Consider the following 18,005-nt stretch of genomic DNA (forward strand, 5'->3'; position numbering starts at 1 on the left):
GGCTGCCGGCCATGTCCTTGGCGGTCTTGGCCGAGGCCGCGTCGACCAGGGCGCCTTCGGCCTGCATGTACTGGCCGAGCCGGGAGTTGGAGAAGGTCGGGGTCTTGGTGACCAGGGTGCTGGCCTTGTCGCCGAGCACGTCCGCATACGGACCGTAGCGGTCGCGCTTCATCAAGTCCTTGAGCGTGCTTTCCATCCACTTTTCCATGCTGCCGCCGAACTTGCCGTTGGCCATGCCGGCCGAGGCGCCCATGATGTTGGCGGCGGCCTTGAGGCCAATGCCGGTTTCACGCAGGGGACGGAACTGGGCATGCTTTTGCAACTTCATCCAGGCTTGCGGATCTTCCAGGCGCAGCTCGCTCATGACGCGGTCGAAGCGAACCGGGCTGTAGTGGCGCAGGTAGTCGATGTACTCGAGGTAGTCGTTCAGTTTCAGGCCGCGGATGCGCGCCTGCGCCAGCAGGAACTTGATGTGCCGGTTGTGTTCGTCTGCGGTACGCTCGCGCTCGCGCACCGTGGTGGTGGTGCCGTTGCGATTGACGGACGAGACTTTGCCCGCGCCTTGCGGCCTGTCGGAGTATTCCACAGTGCCATCCGGACGCTGTATCTTATATACCGCCATGCACGTCCTCGACTATCAGTTACCACATTAGAAGAATGCTATAAAAAAGCAATTGCTGTCATTTTAACAAAATATTGCCCTCTTGAACTTACATTTGCAAAAATTTGAGGCAAATGGACCACGAAATTGCCATTGTTTGTTGTATTTATGGCATTGACGTTTCGTGCTTTTGTGGATGACTTGCCGTTACCGAGGAGGTGGAGCGGGGGGGGGCGGGGGGATGGGACGTCCCCTGCGGCCAGCCGGGCGTAGCCGGTTTGCGCGCCCGATTGCCGCCGGTAGAGGCGGCAATCGGGCCTGTGCCAACGTTCAGCGTGCCTGGATGCCGCTATCGAGGCCGAGTGACAAGCCTTGCGGGCGTTTTTCCGGCGGCACTAAAACCAGGGTCCGTCATCGAAAGGGCTTTCGCGCACAAGGCGCACGGTCTTCAACCAGCGTTTGAGCGCCCCGAGGTCGGCAAACTCGGCAATCTCGGCGTCGGCTTGCGCGACCTGCGCGCGCATGGCGGCAATGTCGGTGTGCAGCACCTTCAGCACCGTTTTCGGTACAGGCCGGCGGTTCGAGTCCCAGCCGATATCGCGCGCCAGCGACATTTCCATGTCGAACAGTTCGCCGCTGATGTCATCGAGCTGGCCGCTGAGGATACGGTTGTACTGTTTGATGCGCTCGTCGCCCAGGTTGTCCAGGCCGGTCTGGTCGATCTGCTCGACTTCCAGTTGCAACTCCAGCAAGCCAAGCAGGTCGTTGGCCGCATAGGCACGGTTGGCGCGCTGCATCAACCCGGTCTTGCGCTCGCGCTCGGCCGGATCGGTTTCGCGGTCCGGATGCAGGGCGCTGGCGAGCTTGCGGAAAATATCGCGCACCGATTGCTTGAGTTTGTCCTGCTCGGCCTGGTGCTTTTCCTCGCGCTTGCTGGGCTTGGGCGGTTTGGCCGGCTCGGCTTGGCGGGCGTTGTGTTCGCGCTCGGCAAATTTTTCTCCCAGCGAGGCAAAAAACGCCTCGGGCGAATGGATGAACGCCTCGACATCCAGATCGAGGCCGGTGAGGCTGCCAACCATCTTGAGCATGCGTTCTTTTTCTTCGTTCAATTCCTGGTCGTAGTCGCCGCCGCTGTGCTTGTTGTAGATCGCTTTGATGAGCTCGTCGTCATCGGCTTGCATCAGCTCCCATGCAGCCGGACAGATCAGGGCTTGCAGCTTCTCTTTGTCCTTTTTGCCCATTGTTTTGTGCTTGTATGCCTGGTCGTATATCACCAGCAATTGTTTGCGACGCGCGTCGAATTGCTCCGCCAGGGGGCGATACTCGCGGTCCGCCAGAGCGTGAATTTTCGGCAATTCCTCGCGCCAGAGCGCCAGTTTGGCGCGTTCGGCTTCCAGCTTTTTGACGAGATTGTTGAATTGCTTGCGCGCGCGCGATGGCATTGCCGCGCTTGCGGGTGCGGCGATCCGCACCGGATAGGGGGAAGAAGTGGTCATGGGACTTGGGTTAACGACGATGGCGCAGGGGCTGTCATTGTAAGGGAAGTTCGATCGCCAGTATAGCGGGGCACTGTTGGCCCGCATGGCCGGTGGGCGGGACCGCGCGCCTGGAATAACAAGGTGAGGTGGGAGATGCCAGCGTGGGCACGGTGCCCACGCGCTGTGGCGAACTAGGCGGACAGCTTGCTTACCACTTGAAAACCCGGGCCAGGGCCAGCCACCAGGTGATGAAAGTATCGACAAATCCGGTCAGGACCGGCACTACCTGAAGCATGATATCGTCCATCGTCGCTCTCCACGGTACGTTGATGCGGCCCGGACGAGCCGCTCAGCGAGTGTACGGGTGTTGGTGTTTCGATATCTTGTGCGGGCCCAATACAGACGGGGCGTCGCGCTAAGGCTGGCGTAAAAAAACCCGGGCAGGCCCGGGTTGCTCACGCAGTGCAGCGCAACTCAGTGGAAGTGTTCCGTGCCCGCAGGCGCGTCTTCCGGCATTTCCGCATGCACCAGTTCGCCCGTCGGATCGGCAAACAGCGGCGCATCGCAGTCGTCGCAATACTCGGTCACAAAACGCTCGTTGTGGCGCTTCACGTGCGTCACGCCCGCTTCGTTCAGGTGCCCGATGATGTCGTCGAGCGGTGCTTTCGGCTCGAGGGCGCCGCCCAGCGCGGCCGCCGACAAGCCTTCGACCGGCGTGCCGTCTTCGTCTTCCTGCCCGTACAGCGGCCACACGATGCCGTAGATCACATCGGCGGTCTGGCGCATGGTAAAGCCCACGCGGTATTCGTCGATCTGCCCCTCGGCCGATTCGTCGCCAAAGCCGGCGATGACGGCGCGCAGGTCGGACGCTTCCACGCCCAGGGTATGGGTCAGGTAATGCACGGCGGCGCGCACCGATACCGGCCGGATCAGTTTGTCCGCTTCGCGGCATGCCACGTAATACGCTTCGGGCAGCAGCAGTTCGGTGCCGCAGCCCGGCAGCAGGCGCGAAATGCTCGGGCCGGCCTGCGCACGCCATTGTTCCAGCGCGTTGGCGCGCTCGACCATGAAGCTCGACTGGAACTGCGCTTCCTGCCAGCGGAACAGCGGCGCGCCCAGCGGCGCCACGATGGCGACCATCAGGTAGCGCGTATCGGCCAGGAACGGTGCGGTGTCGGCCGGCTTGGCCAGCGGCTTGACGCTCGTGCCCTTGTGCGCGGCCTGGGCCAGCTTGTGCGTGGCGGCATAGGTCTCGGCATGGGTGCGCGGCAACTGGTCGATCGAGAACAGGGTCGGCGCCATGGCCATCTGCACGCCGTCGGCCAGCAGGTGCGCCGAAAAATGGGCGGACAAGGTTTGCAGGAGCTCGGCGGCAATGGTGCCGGACGCGATCGAAAAACGCGTCCACGCAAGAATCGGCGCCGCCACCAGCAAGGCCTGGAAGGTCTTTTCGACCCCGTCGTGCTGCTCGACCATGGTGGACGATTCGCTGACCGCTTCCACGCCCTCCATCAGGGTGTCGTAGGCGTTCAGGTCTTCCTTGAACAGCACGTTGAGGGTGGTGTCGACGGTCTCCTGGTGGCCGCTCTTGAGCAGGCGCTGGAGGTGGGTGTCGAGCTGGCGCTCCCAGGCCCGTTCTTCAATGCGGCTGGCCGCCTGGACGATCGCCTGGCTGATGCTGACCAGGCGCTGGCTCTCGGCCGACAACTTATGGGATGGATCTTTGCTTGGACGACGCATGGGGATAAGAGTCTTTGTAAGTGAATGAACGGATCAATAATGTCGGAACAATGATCAACCCTTATCTGCCGTATTGTAGTTCATTCCCCCGCCCACCATGAAGACGGCGCAAGAAGCGTGCGGAAAAGTTGAAAGCAAGAGTGATAGTATGCGCTCACTTGGTCGCCGCGCCGCTGCTCGGGGCCAAAAAAACGCCGGACGAATCCGGCGTTGGGCGATCCGGCCCCGCGCTGGCGCGGGACGGGCTCGTGAGGCTCTCTTGCTTTACGCGGCCAGCAGCTGGCGCAGCACGAATGGCAGAATGCCGCCATGCTTGTAGTAATCGACTTCGATCGGGGTGTCGATACGCAGCAGGACCTTGACTTCCTGTACGTCGCCGTTTTCGCGCGTGATGACCAGGGTCGCCAGTTGCTGCGGCTTGATCTCGCCTTCCAGGCCCTTCAGGTCGAACACTTCCTTGCCGGTGATGTTCAGGGTCTGCACGCTGTCGTCGCCGATGAATTGCAGCGGCAGCACGCCCATGCCCACCAGGTTCGAGCGGTGGATGCGCTCGAACGAACGGGTGATGACCGCTTTCACGCCCAGCAGCTGGGTGCCCTTGGCCGCCCAGTCGCGCGAGGAACCGGTGCCGTACTCTTCGCCGCCGAACACCATGGTCGGCACGCCGTCGGCCACGTACTTCATGGCCGCGTCGTAGATCGACATCTGCTCGCCGCTCGGCTGGTGAATCGTGATGCCGCCTTCAACCGCGGAACCGTCGGCCTTGGCCGGAATCATGCGGTTCTTGATACGCACGTTGGCAAAGGTGCCGCGCATCATGATCTCGTGATTGCCGCGACGCGAGCCGTAGGAGTTGAAGTCGGCCTTCATCACGCCGTTGGCCAGCAGCCACTTGCCCGCAGGGCCGCTTTCCTGGATCGAACCGGCCGGCGAAATGTGGTCGGTGGTGATCGAGTCGCCGAACACGCCCAGGGCGCGCGCGCCGCTGATGCCGGTCGCTGCCGCTTTCGGGATCATCTCGAAGCCGTCGAAGAACGGCGGCTCGGCGATGTAGGTCGACTTCGGCCAGTCGTAGACCTGGCCGGTGGTGGTGGTCACGTCTTCCCACAGCTTGCCCGGCGCGCCCTTGACGTCGGCGTAGTTGGCCTTGAAGACTTTGGAGTTCATCGCGAACTTCATCAGCTTGCCGATTTCTTTCGAGGTCGGCCAGATGTCGCCCAGGTACACGTCCTTGCCGTTGGTGCCCTTGCCGACCGGTTCGGTCATCAGGTCGCGCGTCATGTTGCCGGCGATGGCGTAGGCCACCACCAGCGGCGGCGAGGCCAGGAAGTTGGAACGGATGTTCGGGTGGATCCGCGCTTCGAAGTTGCGGTTGCCCGACAAGACGGCCGACGCCACGATGTCGTTCTCGGCGATCGCCGCGTTCAGTTCAGGGGTCAGGTCGCCGGCGTTGCCGATGCAGGTGGTGCAGCCGTAGGCGGTCACGCCAAAGCCCAGTTGCTCCAGGTATGGCAGCAGGCCGGCGGCGGTCAGGTATTCGGTGACCACGCGCGAGCCAGGGGCCAGCGAGGTCTTGATGTGCGGCGCAACCGTCAGGCCCGCTTCAACGGCCTTCTTGGCCAGCAAGCCGGCGGCCAGCAGCACGCTCGGGTTCGAGGTGTTGGTGCATGAGGTAATCGCCGCGATCAGCACGTCGCCATTCTTGACGTGTACGCCATTCGTGGTTTCGTAGTGGTTGGTCAGGTCGGCCGGGTTCTTGTTGAAACCGTTTTCGGTGGTCGGCTTCGAGAACAGTTCGATGAAGTTGTTCTTGACGTTGCCGATTTCGATACGGTCCTGCGGACGCTTCGGGCCCGCCAGCGACGGAGTCACGGTGGCCAGGTCGAGCGAGACCACGCGGGTGTAGTCGATCTCGCCTTCCTGCGGCACGCCATACAGGTTCTGGGCCTTGAAGTAGTTCTTGAAGGCGGTGATTTCGTCGCTGGTGCGGCCGGTGCCTTCGAAGTACTCGATGGTGGCGTCGTCCACCGGGAAGAAGCCCATCGTGGCGCCGTATTCCGGGGCCATGTTGGCAATCGTCGCGCGGTCGGTCAGCGACAGCGTTTCGGTGCCGGCGCCAAAGAATTCGACGAACTTGCCGACGACTTTTTCTTTACGCAGCATTTCGGTGATGGTCAGCACCAGGTCGGTCGCGGTGCAGCCTTCGCGCAGCGCGCCGGTCAGGTTCACGCCGATCACGTCGGGCGTGAGGAAGTAGACCGGCTGGCCCAGCATGCCCGCTTCGGCTTCGATCCCGCCCACGCCCCAGCCGACCACGCCGATGCCGTTGATCATGGTGGTGTGCGAGTCGGTGCCGACCAGGGTGTCGGGGTAGTAGGTGTCGCCAGCTTTGTGTACGCCGCGCGCCAGGTACTCCAGGTTGACCTGGTGGACGATGCCGAAGCCCGGTGGCACCACGCCGAAGGTGTCGAAGGCTTGCATGCCCCACTTCATGAACTGGTAGCGCTCGTTGTTGCGCGAGAATTCCAGCTTCATGTTCAGGTCGAGCGCGTTCTTTTCGCGGTAGTGGTCGATGGTGACCGAGTGATCGACCACCAGGTCGACCGGTACCAGCGGCTCGATGTTTTTCGGGTTCATGCCCATCTTGTTGGCGACGTTGCGCATCGCGGCCAGGTCGGCCAGCAACGGCACGCCGGTGAAGTCTTGCAGCACGACGCGGGCCACGACGAAGGGAATCTCGTCGGTGCGATCGCCGTTTGGCGCCCAGTTCGCCAATTGCTTGACGTGTTCTTCCGTGACCTTCTTGCCGTCGCAGTTACGCAGCACGGATTCGAGGACCAGGCGGATCGACACCGGCAGGCGCGAGACGTTCACCCCAAGGCTTTTCTCGAGCGCCGGCAGCGAGTAGAACTTGCCTTTCTTGCCGGCCGACAGTTTGAAATCCTTGAGCGTGTTCAGAGTGTTGCGGGACATGACCTCTCCTTCAGTGGGGTATTTTGTTAGGGAACTTCGATCAGCCTGCTGCGCGGCTGCCCGAAGCCCCCTTGTTTTTCGTTTTTCGATCAGCTTATTTTGCCGCGGGGGCGTCAAGCGCCGCCGGCGGCACCGCTGGTACCGCAAGTTCGCCCGACGCCGGGGTCGCTGCCGGCATCGGCGGGGCGATCGGCTTTTCAACAACCGGCTTCATCTGCTCGGCGTTCTTGCATTCGTTGGCCAGTTGGCGGTTCAGGCGCGAATCGAGCAGCATGCCCTTGGCCGGAATACCGATCCAGACCAGGCCGAAGGTCGGGTTTTCGAAGCGCTTGGCGCCCGTGGTCGTGCCCACGCGGGTCAGGCGGTGCAGGCGCTTTTTCCAGCGCAGCGCGATGTGGCCGTCGTCTTTATCGTTGTGGTAGGTCGTGACCTTGTTGCCCAGCTCGCAGTCGAAGTCGGTGGTGGTGGTGTCGCTGATGTCCGGTTCCGGCTCGCCGGCGACGACGTCGACCGCTTTCGGATGGCTCTTCGACTTGGCCGAGGTCTTCGCCTTGGCCGGCTTTTTTACGTCGGCCGCGTTGGCCGCCGGGGCCGCGCACAGGGCGGCAGCGGCCATCGCCAGGGAGCAGGCGAGCAGGGTGTTCTTGATCAGGGTGGGCATCGGGACTTCCGTTCAGGTGGCTGGTTGTGGGTCGTTGACGAGGGCCGCGGCGGCGTCCGGCAGGGCCAGGCCCGCCAGTTTCGCGCGCTGCAGCACCGTCCAATAATAGCGATAGCTGGCGCGGTCGTGCAAGCGCCCGTTCTGCGAAATCGGTCCCCAGCTGGCGTTCTTGCCTTCGGTGAGGATGTTGGTCGCTTCGTTCACTTCCGACAGGCGCGGCGTGAAGGCCTTCAGGATCGGCTTGATCTGGTCGGGGTGGATGCTCCACATGCGCGTAAAGCCGAATTCGGCGGCGGCGCGCTGGGCATCGTTGGCGACCACGGCGCTGTCCTTGATGTCGGTGGTGACGTTGTGCGAAGGCACCTTGCCGTGCGCGTGGCAGGCGGCCGCCATCTCGAGCTTGGCGCGCACCACCAGCGGGTGCGTGAACTGGCCCGGCGTGCGCATGGCCGCGCCCGGAATGGCGCCGTAGTGCGAGGACACGAAGTCCATGATGCCGAACGAGAGGCACTCGACCTGCGGCTGGGCGGCAATGGCGTCCGCTTCGCGCAGGGCGCCATGCGTTTCGACCAGCACATGCACCGGCATCGGGGTGATCCGTCCACCCCTGGCGGCGTGCAGGTTGATCGCTTCGATGGCGCGCGCGACGTCTTGCGCGCCATTCGCCTTGGGCAGCACCACATACGCCAGGCGCTGCGCCGCGCCGCCCACGATGACGGCCAGGTCGCCGTCGAAGAAGGGGCTGTCGACGTCGTGTACGCGCACGCCGATGCGGTTGTGGCGGTTGCCGTCGTCGCCCAGCAGGCGCACGATCATTTGGGCGTGTTCGGGCTCGGCGCCGGCGGTGGCGCCGTCTTCGCAGTCGAACGTGATGTCGAACAGGGGGCCAAGCTCTTGTTGCAGGGCCATCGACTTGAGCATCAGCTTTTCGGAGCCTGCATAGTGGTCGCAAGCGGGGAGCAGCAAAGGCTGGCGTTTGCCCTGGAATAAAACCTCGGAGGGATGCATGATCATTTTCTCAGGTACATCGGCGCCTGTGCCGCTCGGGGCGGCACAGGGCGTGCGGCGAATCGGTGGTGTTACGGGGTCCACGAATCCGGCCGCGTTGAAACTCAGGCCAGCAGGTGGGCGACGCCTTCACGCTCTTCGGTCAGTTCCTTGAGCGTGAGGTTGATGCGTTCCTGCGAGAACTCGTCGATCGGCAAACCTTGCACGATCGTGTATTCGCCATTCTCGGTCGTGACCGGGAAGCCGAACATGGTGCCTTCTGGGATGCCGTACGAGCCATCCGAAGCAATGCCCATCGTGGTCCACTTGCCGTTGGTGCCGAGGTACCAGTCGTGCATGTGGTCGATGGCGGCGTTGGCGGCCGACGCGGCCGAGGACAGGCCGCGCGCTTCGATGATCGCCGCGCCGCGCTTGCCGACGGTTGGCAGGAAGGTGTCGCGGTTCCAGGCGTCGTCGTTGATGGCGTCCTTGACCGAGGCGCCGTCGATTTGCGCAAAGCGGTAGTCGGCGTACATGGTTGGCGAGTGGTTGCCCCACACGCACAGTTTTTCGATCGACGCGACCGGCTTGCCGGTTTTGGAAGCGATCTGCGACAGGGCGCGGTTGTGGTCCAGGCGCAGCATGGCGGTGAAGTTCTTGGCCGGCAGCGACGGCGCCGATTTCATGGCGATGTAGGCGTTGGTGTTGGCCGGGTTGCCGACCACCAGCACCTTGACGTTGCGCGACGCGACGGCGTCGAGCGCCTTGCCTTGCACCGTGAAGATCTGGGCATTCGCTTCGAGCAGGTCTTTACGCTCCATGCCGGGGCCGCGCGGACGGGCGCCGACCAGCAGGGCGAAATCGGCATCCTTGAAGGCGGTCATCGGGTCGGCGTGGGCGCTCATGCCGGCCAGCAGCGGGAAGGCGCAGTCGTCGATTTCCATCATGACGCCCTTGAGCGCTTTCTGGGCTTTCTCGTCAGCAATTTCCAGCAATTGCAGGATGACTGGCTGGTCTTTGCCGAGCATGTCACCGTTCGCGATGCGGAACAGCAGGGAATAGCCGATCTGGCCGGCAGCGCCGGTGACAGCAACGCGCAGTGGGGTTTTAGCCATGATGAATCTCCAAAGTGGGAAAGAAAACGGTCGAAGCAACGGTCGAAGCTGAGGCGACGCTTGTCCGGGAAAACCGTAATGATACCAAAATCGGATACCGACCTCGGACACCATCACCGGAACATCCCGTCCCCGTCAAAAAAAGCCCGGAGCGATACGCGCGTATGCCGGATCGAACGCGAGTGTAGGCGCAGGTCGGCGATCTGTCAATTCGTATCATATATCTTATATAAGACACCTTATATAAAACACCTGCCTGCGGCGATTGCACTGGACTGGCAGGCCCGTTTGTGTTGAAATCCGGGTCTATGAATTCCCTTCCGACCCCTCCGATCCTGCATGGACCAGCTGCCAGCGGGAGCGGCGCTGCCGCCAGCACCCCGGGCACCTCACCCACCTTCAGCCCCCTGTACCAGCAGATCAAGGCCCTGATCACCCAGGGCTTGCAGGCGGGCGACTGGAAGCCCGGCGAGATGATTCCCAGCGAGGTCGAACTGGCCGGCCGCTTCAAGGTCAGCCAGGGCACGGTGCGCAAGGCGATCGACGAACTGGCCGCCGAAAACCTGCTGCTGCGGCGCCAGGGCAAGGGCACTTTTGTCGCCACCCACCACGAGGCGCGCGCGCATTTCCGCTTTTTGCGGCTGATGCCCGACGAAGGCGTGCCGCATCAACCCGACAACAAGATCATCGAAGTCAAGCGCATGCGCGCGCCGGCCGAAGTGGCGCGCCTGCTGGACTTGAAATCGGGCGACTCCGTAGTGTATATCAAGCGCGTGATGTCGTTCGACGGCACGCCCACAATTCTTGAAGAAATGTGGCTTCCCGGCCTCCTGTTCAAGGGACTGACCGCGGAACGCCTGGTCGAGTACAAGGGGCCGATGTACGGCTTGTTCGAGTCCGAGTTCGGCACCCGCATGATCCGCGCCAGCGAAAAGATCCGCGCGCTCGGGGCCGACGCCGGCGCCGCCCAGTTCCTCGGGGTGGAGCCGGGTACGCCGCTGCTGTGCGCCGAGCGCGTCTCGTTTACCTACGGCGACAAGGCGGTCGAGCTCAGGCGCGGACTGTACCTGACCGCGCATCACCATTACCAGAATGACTTGTCGTAGTTTCAAGACCAGTGTTGCCGAACCGCGCTTGACCCTCGATTGAGGCGGGCGCAGTGTGCCGGTGCAGTGCACAAAACGGCCGTTCCGTTTAAAATGCATTGATCATAAGAAAGTAGCGAGCGTCGTTCCATATTGTTGCCGAACTTGCAAAGCGCAAGAGGAATATTGGTGCATTTCGGCAAAATGGGCGAAAATTGCGGGTTATTTACAATTTAGTTAGTCAAAGGGGAGGTACTGCCATGTCCGAAGCCGTGAAGGAAGTTCCAAAAAAAGAACGGCCCGAGATCCGTAACATCCATGTTACCGATTTAATGAACTACATAATGACGCCAGGCGCCTGGGTCTCGATTCTGCACCGGGTCAGCGGCGCGGCGATCTTCCTGATGCTGCCGTTCCTGCTGTACCTGTTCCAGCATAGCGTGCAGTCGGAAATGTCGTTCGACTATTTCAAGGGCATCCTCGCGCATCCCCTGGCCAAGCTGGTCCTGCTGGGCCTGATCTGGGCCTATATGCACCACTTCTGCGCCGGCTTTCGCCACCTGTTCATGGATATGCACATGGGCATCGAGAAAGCTTCCTCGCGCAATAGCGCTGTCAGCGTGCTCGTTGTCAGCCTGATCCTGACCGCACTGGCTGGTCTCAAACTGTTTGGAGTGTTTTGATGGCAAAGAATAACGTCGGACCCAAGCGCCTCGTCGTCGGCGCCCACTACGGCTTGCGGGACTGGATGGCCCAGCGCCTGACCGCGGTGGTGATGGCGGTGTACACCTTCACCCTGCTGATCTCTTTCTTGACCGGCAATAACTTCAGCTACGAAGGCTGGTCCCACCTGTTCTCGCAACAGTGGTTCAAGCTGTTTTCCCTGGTGACCTTCGCCGGCCTGTACTACCACGCCTGGGTTGGTATGCGCGACATCTGGATGGATTACATCAAACCGGTCGGCGTGCGCCTGACCCTGCAAGCGCTCACCATCCTGTGGCTGATCGGCTGCGCAGCCTGGACCGTACAAATTCTCTGGAGCGTTTAATCGTGGCAGCAATCAAAAAAGCACTTCCTACCCGTCGCTTCGACGCGGTCATCGTTGGCGCGGGCGGTTCCGGCATGCGCGCTTCCCTGCAACTGGCGGAAGCCGGCCTGAACGTGGCCGTGCTGTCGAAAGTCTTCCCGACCCGCTCGCACACCGTGGCGGCCCAGGGCGGCATCGGCGCATCCCTCGGCAATATGTCGGAAGATGACTGGTACTGGCATATGTTCGACACCGTCAAGGGTGGCGACTACCTGGGCGACCAGGATGCGATCGAATTCATGTGCCGCGAAGCACCGAAGGTCGTCTACGAGCTGGAACACTTCGGCATGCCGTTCGACCGTAATCCGGACGGCACGATTTACCAGCGTCCCTTCGGCGGCCACACCGCCAACTTCGGCGAAAAGCCGGTCCAGCGCGCTTGCGCCGCGGCCGACCGTACCGGTCACGCACTGCTGCACACCTTGTACCAGCGCAACGTCCGCGCGCGCACCCACTTTTTCGTCGAATGGATGGCGATCGACATCATCCGTGACGCCGACGGCGACTGCGTCGGCGTGGTGGCGCTCGAAATGGAAACCGGCGAATGCATGATCCTGGAAGCGAAGACCACCATCTTCGCCACCGGCGGGGCAGGGCGCATCTTCGCCGCCTCCACCAACGCCTTCATTAACACCGGCGACGGCATGGGCATGGCGGCGCGCGCCGGCCTGCCGCTGCAAGACATGGAATTCTGGCAGTTCCACCCGACCGGCGTGTCCGGCGCGGGCGTGTTGATCACCGAAGGCGTGCGCGGCGAAGGCGGTATCCTGATCAACAGCAATGGCGAACGCTTCATGGAGCGCTATGCGCCGACCCTGAAAGACCTGGCGCCGCGCGACTTCGTGTCGCGTTCGATGGACCAGGAAATCAAGGAAGGCCGCGGCTGCGGTCCGAACAAGGACCACGTGCTGCTCGACCTGCGCCACATCGGCGCCGACACCATTGCCAAGCGCCTGCCGTCGATTCTCGAAATCGGCCACAAGTTCGCCAACGTCGATGCCACCAAGGAACCGATCCCGGTGGTGCCGACGATTCACTACCAGATGGGCGGCATCCCGACCAACATCCACGGCCAGGTCGTCGCACCGAAGGACGGCAATCCGGTCGCGGTGGTACACGGCCTGTACGCGATCGGCGAATGCGCCTGCGTCTCGGTGCATGGCGCCAACCGCCTCGGCACCAACTCGCTGCTCGACTTGCTGGTGTTCGGCCGCGCGGCCGGCAACCATGTGGTGGCGTCGAACCTGAAGCAAAAGGAAAACAAGCCTTTGCCGAAAGACGCGGCCGACTTCGCGCTCGAGCGCATGAACCGCCTGGAAACCTCGACCGGTTCCGAGCGCGTACAGGGCGTGGCCAACGACATCCGTTCGACCATGCAGAAATACTGCGGCGTGTTCCGCACCGACGAGCTGCTCACCCAGGGCTACAAGGAAATCATGGTGCTCGACGAGCGTCGCAAGCATGTTTCGTTCAAAGACAAGTCGATGGTGTTCAACACCGCCCGCGTCGAAGCGCTGGAACTCGATAACCTCATTGAAACGGCCAAGGCGACCATCACATCGGCAGTGGCACGCAAGGAATCGCGCGGCGCGCACGCCCACAGCGACTACCCGGCGCGCGACGACGAGGTCTGGATGAAGCACACCTTGTTCTATTCCGAAGGCAACCGCCTCGACTACAAGCCTGTGATCACCAAGCCGCTGACGGTCGACACCTTCAAGCCGAAACCACGTACCTTCTAACAACATTGGGGCAAGTGCGGTCACGCCCAAAGCGTGGCTGCCCTGGCCCCGACCAGAATAGCATTGGGGCAAGTGCGGTCACGCTGGAAGCGTGGCTGCCCTGGCCCCGACCAGCCAGGATAGAACATGACACGCACCGTAAAACTGAAAATCTACCGCTACGATCCCGACCAGGACGCCAAGCCGTACATGCAAGACGTGACAGTCGAACTGCAAGACACCGACAAGATGCTGCTCGACGCCCTGCAGCGCATCAAGTCCGATGTGGACGATACCCTGAGCCTGCGCCGCTCCTGCCGTGAAGGCGTGTGCGGTTCGGACGCGATGAACATCAACGGCAAGAACGGCCTGGCATGTACCACCAACCTGAACGAGCTGACCCAGCCGATCGTGCTGCGTCCGCTGGCCGGCCTGCCCGTCATCCGCGACCTGATCGTCGACATGACGCAATTTTTCAAGCAGTACGATTCGATCAAGCCATACCTGGTCAACGATTCGATCCCGCCTGAAAAAGAGCGCCTGCAAACGCCGACCGAACGCGAAGAACTCGACGGCCTGTACGAGTGCATCCTGTGCGCCTGCTGCTCGACCTCGTGCCCGTCGTTCTGGTGGAATCCGGACAAGTTCGTCGGTCCCGCCGGCCTGCTGCAAGCCTACCGCTTCATCGCCGACAGCCGCGACGAAGACACCGGCGCGCGCCTGGACAACCTGGAAGACCCGTACCGCCTGTTCCGCTGCCACTCGATCATGAACTGCGTCGACGTCTGCCCGAAAGGCTTGAACCCGAACAAGGCGATCGGCAAGATCAAGGAATTGATGGTTCGCCGCGCTGTGTAAGGCAAGGCTGCAAAAACGCATGGCGGGCGCGGCGCGGGCATGTTTTCCGGCGTCGCGCCCGCTTGCCATCGGGCATGCCTTGCATGCTGCCCGGTATGGTGACGGCAAGTTAGCAATACAGTAAAAGTACCGTACTGCCGAAACCCGGCATGCGGAGTATAGTGTTGACCCAACGACGGAATCTAGAGTGAATACGCACCAATCCGACCCGGCCAACCGCTCGCGACTGCGCTGGCGCAGCCGCCGGGGTTTGCTCGAAAACGACCTGATCCTCACGCGCTTCCTTGACGCGCATGAAGACGGGTTGACCGATGAAGAAGTCGACGCGCTGACCCGGCTGCTCGATCTGGCGGACAATCCGCTGATGGACCTGATCCTGGGGCGCAAAGAGCCCGAAGGTGAAGTCGACTTGCCGCATGTGCGCGCCTTGCTGGAGCGCCTGCGACAAGCCTGAACGTGGCGACAGCCCGACGAGTTTAGTCATTTTATTTTGTAGACCTCACCTCCCAAGAAGGAAGTGCCATGAACATCTCTGATACCAAAGCCACCCTGTCGTTTTCCGATGGCAGTACTCCCATCGACATGCCGATTTACAAGGGCACCGTCGGCCCGGACGTCATCGACATCCGCAAGCTGTACGCCCAGACCGGCAAATTCACGTACGACCCGGGCTTCATGTCGACCGCCGCCTGCAACTCGAGCATCACCTACATCGATGGCGACAAGGGCGAACTGCTGTACCGCGGTTACCCGATCGAGCAGCTGGCCGTCAATTGCGACTTCCTGGAAACCTGCTACCTGCTGCTGAACGGCGAACTGCCGAACAAAGAACAAAACCAGATCTTCAGCGACACCGTCACCAAGCACACCATGGTGCATGAGCAGATGCAATTTTTCTTCCGCGGCTTCCGCCGTGACGCGCACCCGATGTCGGTGCTGGTGGGAACCGTCGGCGCGCTCGCTTCGTTCTACCACGACTCGCTCGACATCAACGATCCGCATCACCGCGAAGTATCGGCCATCCGCCTGATCGCCAAGATGCCGACCCTGGTCGCGATGTCGTACAAATACTCGATCGGCCAGCCGTTCGTGTACCCGCGCAACGACCTGTCGTACAGCGCCAACTTCATGCGCATGATGTTCGGCAATCCGTGCGAAGAATACGTTGTCAACGAAGTGCTGGTGCGCGCGCTCGACCGCATCCTGATCCTGCACGCCGACCACGAGCAGAACGCGTCGACCTCGACCGTTCGCCTGGCCGGTTCCTCGGGCGCCAACCCGTTCGCCTGTATCGCCGCCGGCATCGCCTGCCTGTGGGGTCCCGCGCACGGTGGTGCGAACGAAGCCGCGCTGAACATGCTGAAAGAAATCGGCAGCGTCGAGAACATTCCTGCTTTCATCGAAAAAGTGAAAGACAAGAACTCCGGCGTCAAGCTGATGGGCTTCGGTCACCGCGTGTACAAGAACTTCGACCCGCGCGCCAAGCTGATGCGTGAAACCTGCCACGAAGTGCTGCAAGAACTCGGCCTGCAGGACGATCCGCTGTTCAAGCTGGCCATGGCGCTGGAAAAAATTGCGCTGGAAGACGACTACTTCGTATCGCGCAAGCTGTACCCGAACGTCGACTTCTACTCGGGCATCGTGCAATCGGCGCTGGGCATTCCGGTATCGCTGTTCACCGGTATCTTCGCGATGGCGCGCACGATCGGCTGGATCGCCCAGTGGAACGAAATGATTTCCGATCCAGAACAGAAGATCGGCCGTCCACGCCAGCTGTTCGTCGGCTCGCCGACACGCGACGTGCCGGCAATCGACAAGCGCTGATCAACGCGTTTCTCCATTGAAAAAGCGAGCCTCGGCTCGCTTTTTTATTGCACTGCCGGATAGATCACTGGCCCGGCGGCAGTTCGACCAGGCTGGCCTTGACGCTGGCCGCGCCACCTGGTGGTTTCTGGGCTTCGTAGAAAGCGGTCGCCTTGTCTGGCCAGACCACGATTTCGCTCTCGCCATTGCCCAGGAATTTTGTGGCCTTCTGGAGCGTCGAGCCGATCTGGATCGACATGTTCATCTTGACGCCACCAGTCGCTTCGACCGAGAACTTGTAGCGATAACCTGCTTTCGGCGCCGCATAGGTGGCCCGTCCCAGTCCCCGATTCGAGTAGTTTCGTTGAATCATGGTGTAGGACGTCGTCTGCGATGGCCAGCGCAGCGACTGGGTGAAGCTGTCGTAGGCGCCATACGCGCCGACCCCCTGGATGGGGAGCCAGTCGCCACGCAGGGAGAGCAGGTTGACCTGGGTTGGCGCCACCCGTGGCACGCCATTGCCAGCGATATGGCCGCTGTGCGAGGCCACCTGGCGCAAGCCTTTGCGCACCAGGTTGAGCTGGTCGGCCGGCGACGAGCCCCACGGAGCGTTAATTTCCACGTAGATGGCAAATGGCGTGTTGTCGTTGCGGTCGACGACATAGGCGCCGTATTTCATGAGCGTTTTGGCCACCTTCAGCAGCCTGGCGTCGGTGATTTTGCTCAGGTCGAAATTGGCGGGCAACATCATGAGCGCGCCTTCGGGGATCATGCCGGTATTCGGCTTGTCTGCCAGGGTGGTGTCGGCCGCGGTCGCCGGATAGATGTAGTTGCCGGGCGCGCGCGCCAAGCCCGTGAAATCGAGCGACATCGACAGGGCATGCTCGAACAGCGCCTTGCCGTCGGTCGCTTCGGCGATGCGGATCATGCCACCGGTCGGCGCCGGGCCGGCCGCGCGCGCGCCCTGGTAATAGTGGGCCGGATCGCCCCAGCCCGTGCCGTTCAGGGGCGTCCACGACACCCGGGTCGCGGTCCATTTGCCGGCGGCGTTTTTCTTCAGGTTGGAAAACGAATAGATCCGGTTCAAGCCGGCGTCGACGATGTCGGCATGGCCATCGTCGCTGGACGAGGCTGCGGTGGCGGCTGGCCAATGGGGAATCGTGTAGGTCGGCGTGCGCATCTCGGTGTCGGTATCGAGCACCCCGGTCGCGCTTCCCGCCGGGTAAATCAGCATGGCCGGGTCGCTCGCTTTGGCTTCAAAGATGCCGGACGAATAGGCCCCGCCCTGGATGATGGGATTCCAGCTGGTCGCCGGAATTTCCCAGCTGCCCAGGACTGGATTGACGGGATAGGAATTCCACAGCGAATCGGCGGCGAACGGCTTGTGGTAGGTACCGAAGGCCGGCGCGGGCGTGGTTTGCGCCTGGGCCTGCGCCAGGGAAACCAGCGCCAGTGTTCCAACAGCTAAAAGTTGTTTCATCTGCAAAGTCCTTGAATGGATACTGCCCTGCGGGCGGTAAAGGGAGCGTTGATACTGCAAAAGGGAAGTCGTCGCTTGTGGGCGATATGGATATTGGCTGATTAAACAGTAGCACAGTATGTCGATTATGAAATCGATTGCACGTTCAGTTTTATTAGAAATGGAAAATATTCAAAATCTATCCAATATTCATATGGGCGATTAATGCCTTGATTCTGTTTTGCTCACAGCGTAAGAAAATCCAATACAGATGGCGAACCCGCAATTTCTAATGTTCCGGGTTAATAACGAGCCTCTTGCAAAACTAGCGGAACGGATGAAAATTGCTTGGCAGCGCAAGCGAAAAGGTGGGAGTGGGCGCCCATTTCTGGCATGATTTAGTTCTAACGCTTAATCAAAACGCCCACACCATGAAT

General features: G+C 61.6%; 14 protein-coding genes and 1 pseudogene. 7 read left to right on the forward strand and 8 right to left on the reverse strand.

What is annotated here, in order from left to right; all coding sequences use genetic code 11:
* The 7 genes and pseudogenes from F1735_RS29135 to F1735_RS29165 all read right to left on the reverse strand — a co-directional run.
* A pseudogene (locus tag F1735_RS29135) lies at positions 1-586 on the reverse strand (DUF4124 domain-containing protein); the annotation flags it as partial.
* Positions 587-996: 410 nt separating this feature from the next.
* The gene (locus tag F1735_RS29140) at positions 997-2,097 is read right to left on the reverse strand and encodes a hypothetical protein (RefSeq protein ID WP_167240177.1); all 1,101 of its coding nucleotides are present in this window, start codon (positions 2,095-2,097) and stop codon (positions 997-999) included.
* Positions 2,098-2,553: 456 nt separating this feature from the next.
* Positions 2,554-3,819 carry a DUF2863 family protein gene (locus F1735_RS29145; RefSeq protein WP_167240178.1) on the reverse strand — a complete coding sequence of 422 codons (1,266 nt, stop codon included), beginning with the start codon at positions 3,817-3,819 and terminating at the stop codon, positions 2,554-2,556.
* A gap of 264 nt (positions 3,820-4,083) precedes the next feature.
* Entirely contained in the window at positions 4,084-6,792 is a 2,709-nt protein-coding gene (gene acnA, locus F1735_RS29150) for an aconitate hydratase AcnA (RefSeq protein ID WP_167240179.1), read from the reverse strand.
* A 94-nt stretch (positions 6,793-6,886) separates the two neighbouring features.
* Positions 6,887-7,453: a hypothetical protein gene (locus F1735_RS29155; protein ID WP_167240180.1), complete on the reverse strand. Its 567-nt coding sequence runs from the start codon at positions 7,451-7,453 to the stop codon at positions 6,887-6,889.
* 12 nt (positions 7,454-7,465) lie between these two features.
* Positions 7,466-8,461, reverse strand: a complete 996-nt coding sequence (locus F1735_RS29160; RefSeq protein WP_167240181.1) for an HpcH/HpaI aldolase/citrate lyase family protein — start codon at positions 8,459-8,461, stop codon at positions 7,466-7,468.
* Between the two features lie 104 nt (positions 8,462-8,565).
* Entirely contained in the window at positions 8,566-9,555 is a 990-nt protein-coding gene (locus tag F1735_RS29165) for a malate dehydrogenase (RefSeq protein ID WP_167240182.1), read from the reverse strand.
* 308 nt (positions 9,556-9,863) lie between these two features.
* Between F1735_RS29165 and F1735_RS29170 the strand changes: the two genes are divergently transcribed.
* The 7 genes from F1735_RS29170 to gltA all read left to right on the forward strand — a co-directional run bounded on the left by F1735_RS29170 (position 9,864) and on the right by gltA (position 16,130).
* Positions 9,864-10,661, forward strand: a complete 798-nt coding sequence (locus tag F1735_RS29170) for a GntR family transcriptional regulator (protein ID WP_167240183.1) — start codon at positions 9,864-9,866, stop codon at positions 10,659-10,661.
* A gap of 239 nt (positions 10,662-10,900) precedes the next feature.
* Complete coding sequence (sdhC, locus tag F1735_RS29175; RefSeq protein WP_167240184.1) at positions 10,901-11,323, forward strand: succinate dehydrogenase, cytochrome b556 subunit; 423 nt, start codon at positions 10,901-10,903, stop codon at positions 11,321-11,323.
* The gene (gene sdhD, locus F1735_RS29180; RefSeq protein WP_166882087.1) at positions 11,323-11,688 is read left to right on the forward strand and encodes a succinate dehydrogenase, hydrophobic membrane anchor protein; all 366 of its coding nucleotides are present in this window, start codon (positions 11,323-11,325) and stop codon (positions 11,686-11,688) included. Before sdhC ends, sdhD begins: the two co-directional genes overlap by 1 nt.
* Before the next feature lie 2 nt (positions 11,689-11,690).
* Positions 11,691-13,469, forward strand: a complete 1,779-nt coding sequence (gene sdhA, locus F1735_RS29185) for a succinate dehydrogenase flavoprotein subunit (protein WP_167240185.1) — start codon at positions 11,691-11,693, stop codon at positions 13,467-13,469.
* Between the two features lie 126 nt (positions 13,470-13,595).
* Positions 13,596-14,306 (forward strand): succinate dehydrogenase iron-sulfur subunit, encoded by a 711-nt coding sequence (locus F1735_RS29190; RefSeq protein WP_054263811.1) that lies wholly within the window; start codon positions 13,596-13,598, stop codon positions 14,304-14,306.
* Positions 14,307-14,493: 187 nt separating this feature from the next.
* On the forward strand, positions 14,494-14,760 hold the full coding sequence (locus F1735_RS29195) for an FAD assembly factor SdhE (RefSeq protein WP_166893984.1): 267 nt from the start codon (positions 14,494-14,496) through the stop codon (positions 14,758-14,760).
* Positions 14,761-14,828: 68 nt separating this feature from the next.
* Complete coding sequence (gene gltA / locus F1735_RS29200; protein ID WP_167240186.1) at positions 14,829-16,130, forward strand: citrate synthase; 1,302 nt, start codon at positions 14,829-14,831, stop codon at positions 16,128-16,130.
* 64 nt (positions 16,131-16,194) lie between these two features.
* On the opposite strand, the gene F1735_RS29205 is transcribed toward gltA, so the two are convergent.
* Complete coding sequence (locus F1735_RS29205) at positions 16,195-17,589, reverse strand: Atrophin-1 multi-domain protein (RefSeq protein ID WP_167240187.1); 1,395 nt, start codon at positions 17,587-17,589, stop codon at positions 16,195-16,197.
* Positions 17,590-18,005 lie beyond the last annotated feature (416 nt).

Source organism: Massilia genomosp. 1, assembly GCF_011682185.1.
GTDB classification, from domain to species: Bacteria; Pseudomonadota; Gammaproteobacteria; order Burkholderiales; family Burkholderiaceae_D; genus Telluria_A; species Telluria_A rubra.

Excerpts from the sequence above, each read along its gene's own strand:
- F1735_RS29140 (WP_167240177.1), bottom strand. The coding sequence starts at position 2,097 with ATGACCACTTCTTCCCCCTATCCGGTGCGGATCGCCGCACCCGCAAGC.
- F1735_RS29145 (WP_167240178.1), bottom strand. The coding sequence starts at position 3,819 with ATGCGTCGTCCAAGCAAAGATCCATCCCATAAGTTGTCGGCCGAGAGC.
- acnA (WP_167240179.1), bottom strand. The coding sequence starts at position 6,792 with ATGTCCCGCAACACTCTGAACACGCTCAAGGATTTCAAACTGTCGGCC.
- F1735_RS29155 (WP_167240180.1), bottom strand. The coding sequence starts at position 7,453 with ATGCCCACCCTGATCAAGAACACCCTGCTCGCCTGCTCCCTGGCGATG.
- F1735_RS29160 (WP_167240181.1), bottom strand. The coding sequence starts at position 8,461 with ATGCATCCCTCCGAGGTTTTATTCCAGGGCAAACGCCAGCCTTTGCTG.
- F1735_RS29165 (WP_167240182.1), bottom strand. The coding sequence starts at position 9,555 with ATGGCTAAAACCCCACTGCGCGTTGCTGTCACCGGCGCTGCCGGCCAG.
- F1735_RS29170 (WP_167240183.1), top strand. The coding sequence starts at position 9,864 with ATGAATTCCCTTCCGACCCCTCCGATCCTGCATGGACCAGCTGCCAGC.
- sdhC (WP_167240184.1), top strand. The coding sequence starts at position 10,901 with ATGTCCGAAGCCGTGAAGGAAGTTCCAAAAAAAGAACGGCCCGAGATC.
- sdhD (WP_166882087.1), top strand. The coding sequence starts at position 11,323 with ATGGCAAAGAATAACGTCGGACCCAAGCGCCTCGTCGTCGGCGCCCAC.
- F1735_RS29190 (WP_054263811.1), top strand. The coding sequence starts at position 13,596 with ATGACACGCACCGTAAAACTGAAAATCTACCGCTACGATCCCGACCAG.
- gltA (WP_167240186.1), top strand. The coding sequence starts at position 14,829 with ATGAACATCTCTGATACCAAAGCCACCCTGTCGTTTTCCGATGGCAGT.
- F1735_RS29205 (WP_167240187.1), bottom strand. The coding sequence starts at position 17,589 with ATGAAACAACTTTTAGCTGTTGGAACACTGGCGCTGGTTTCCCTGGCG.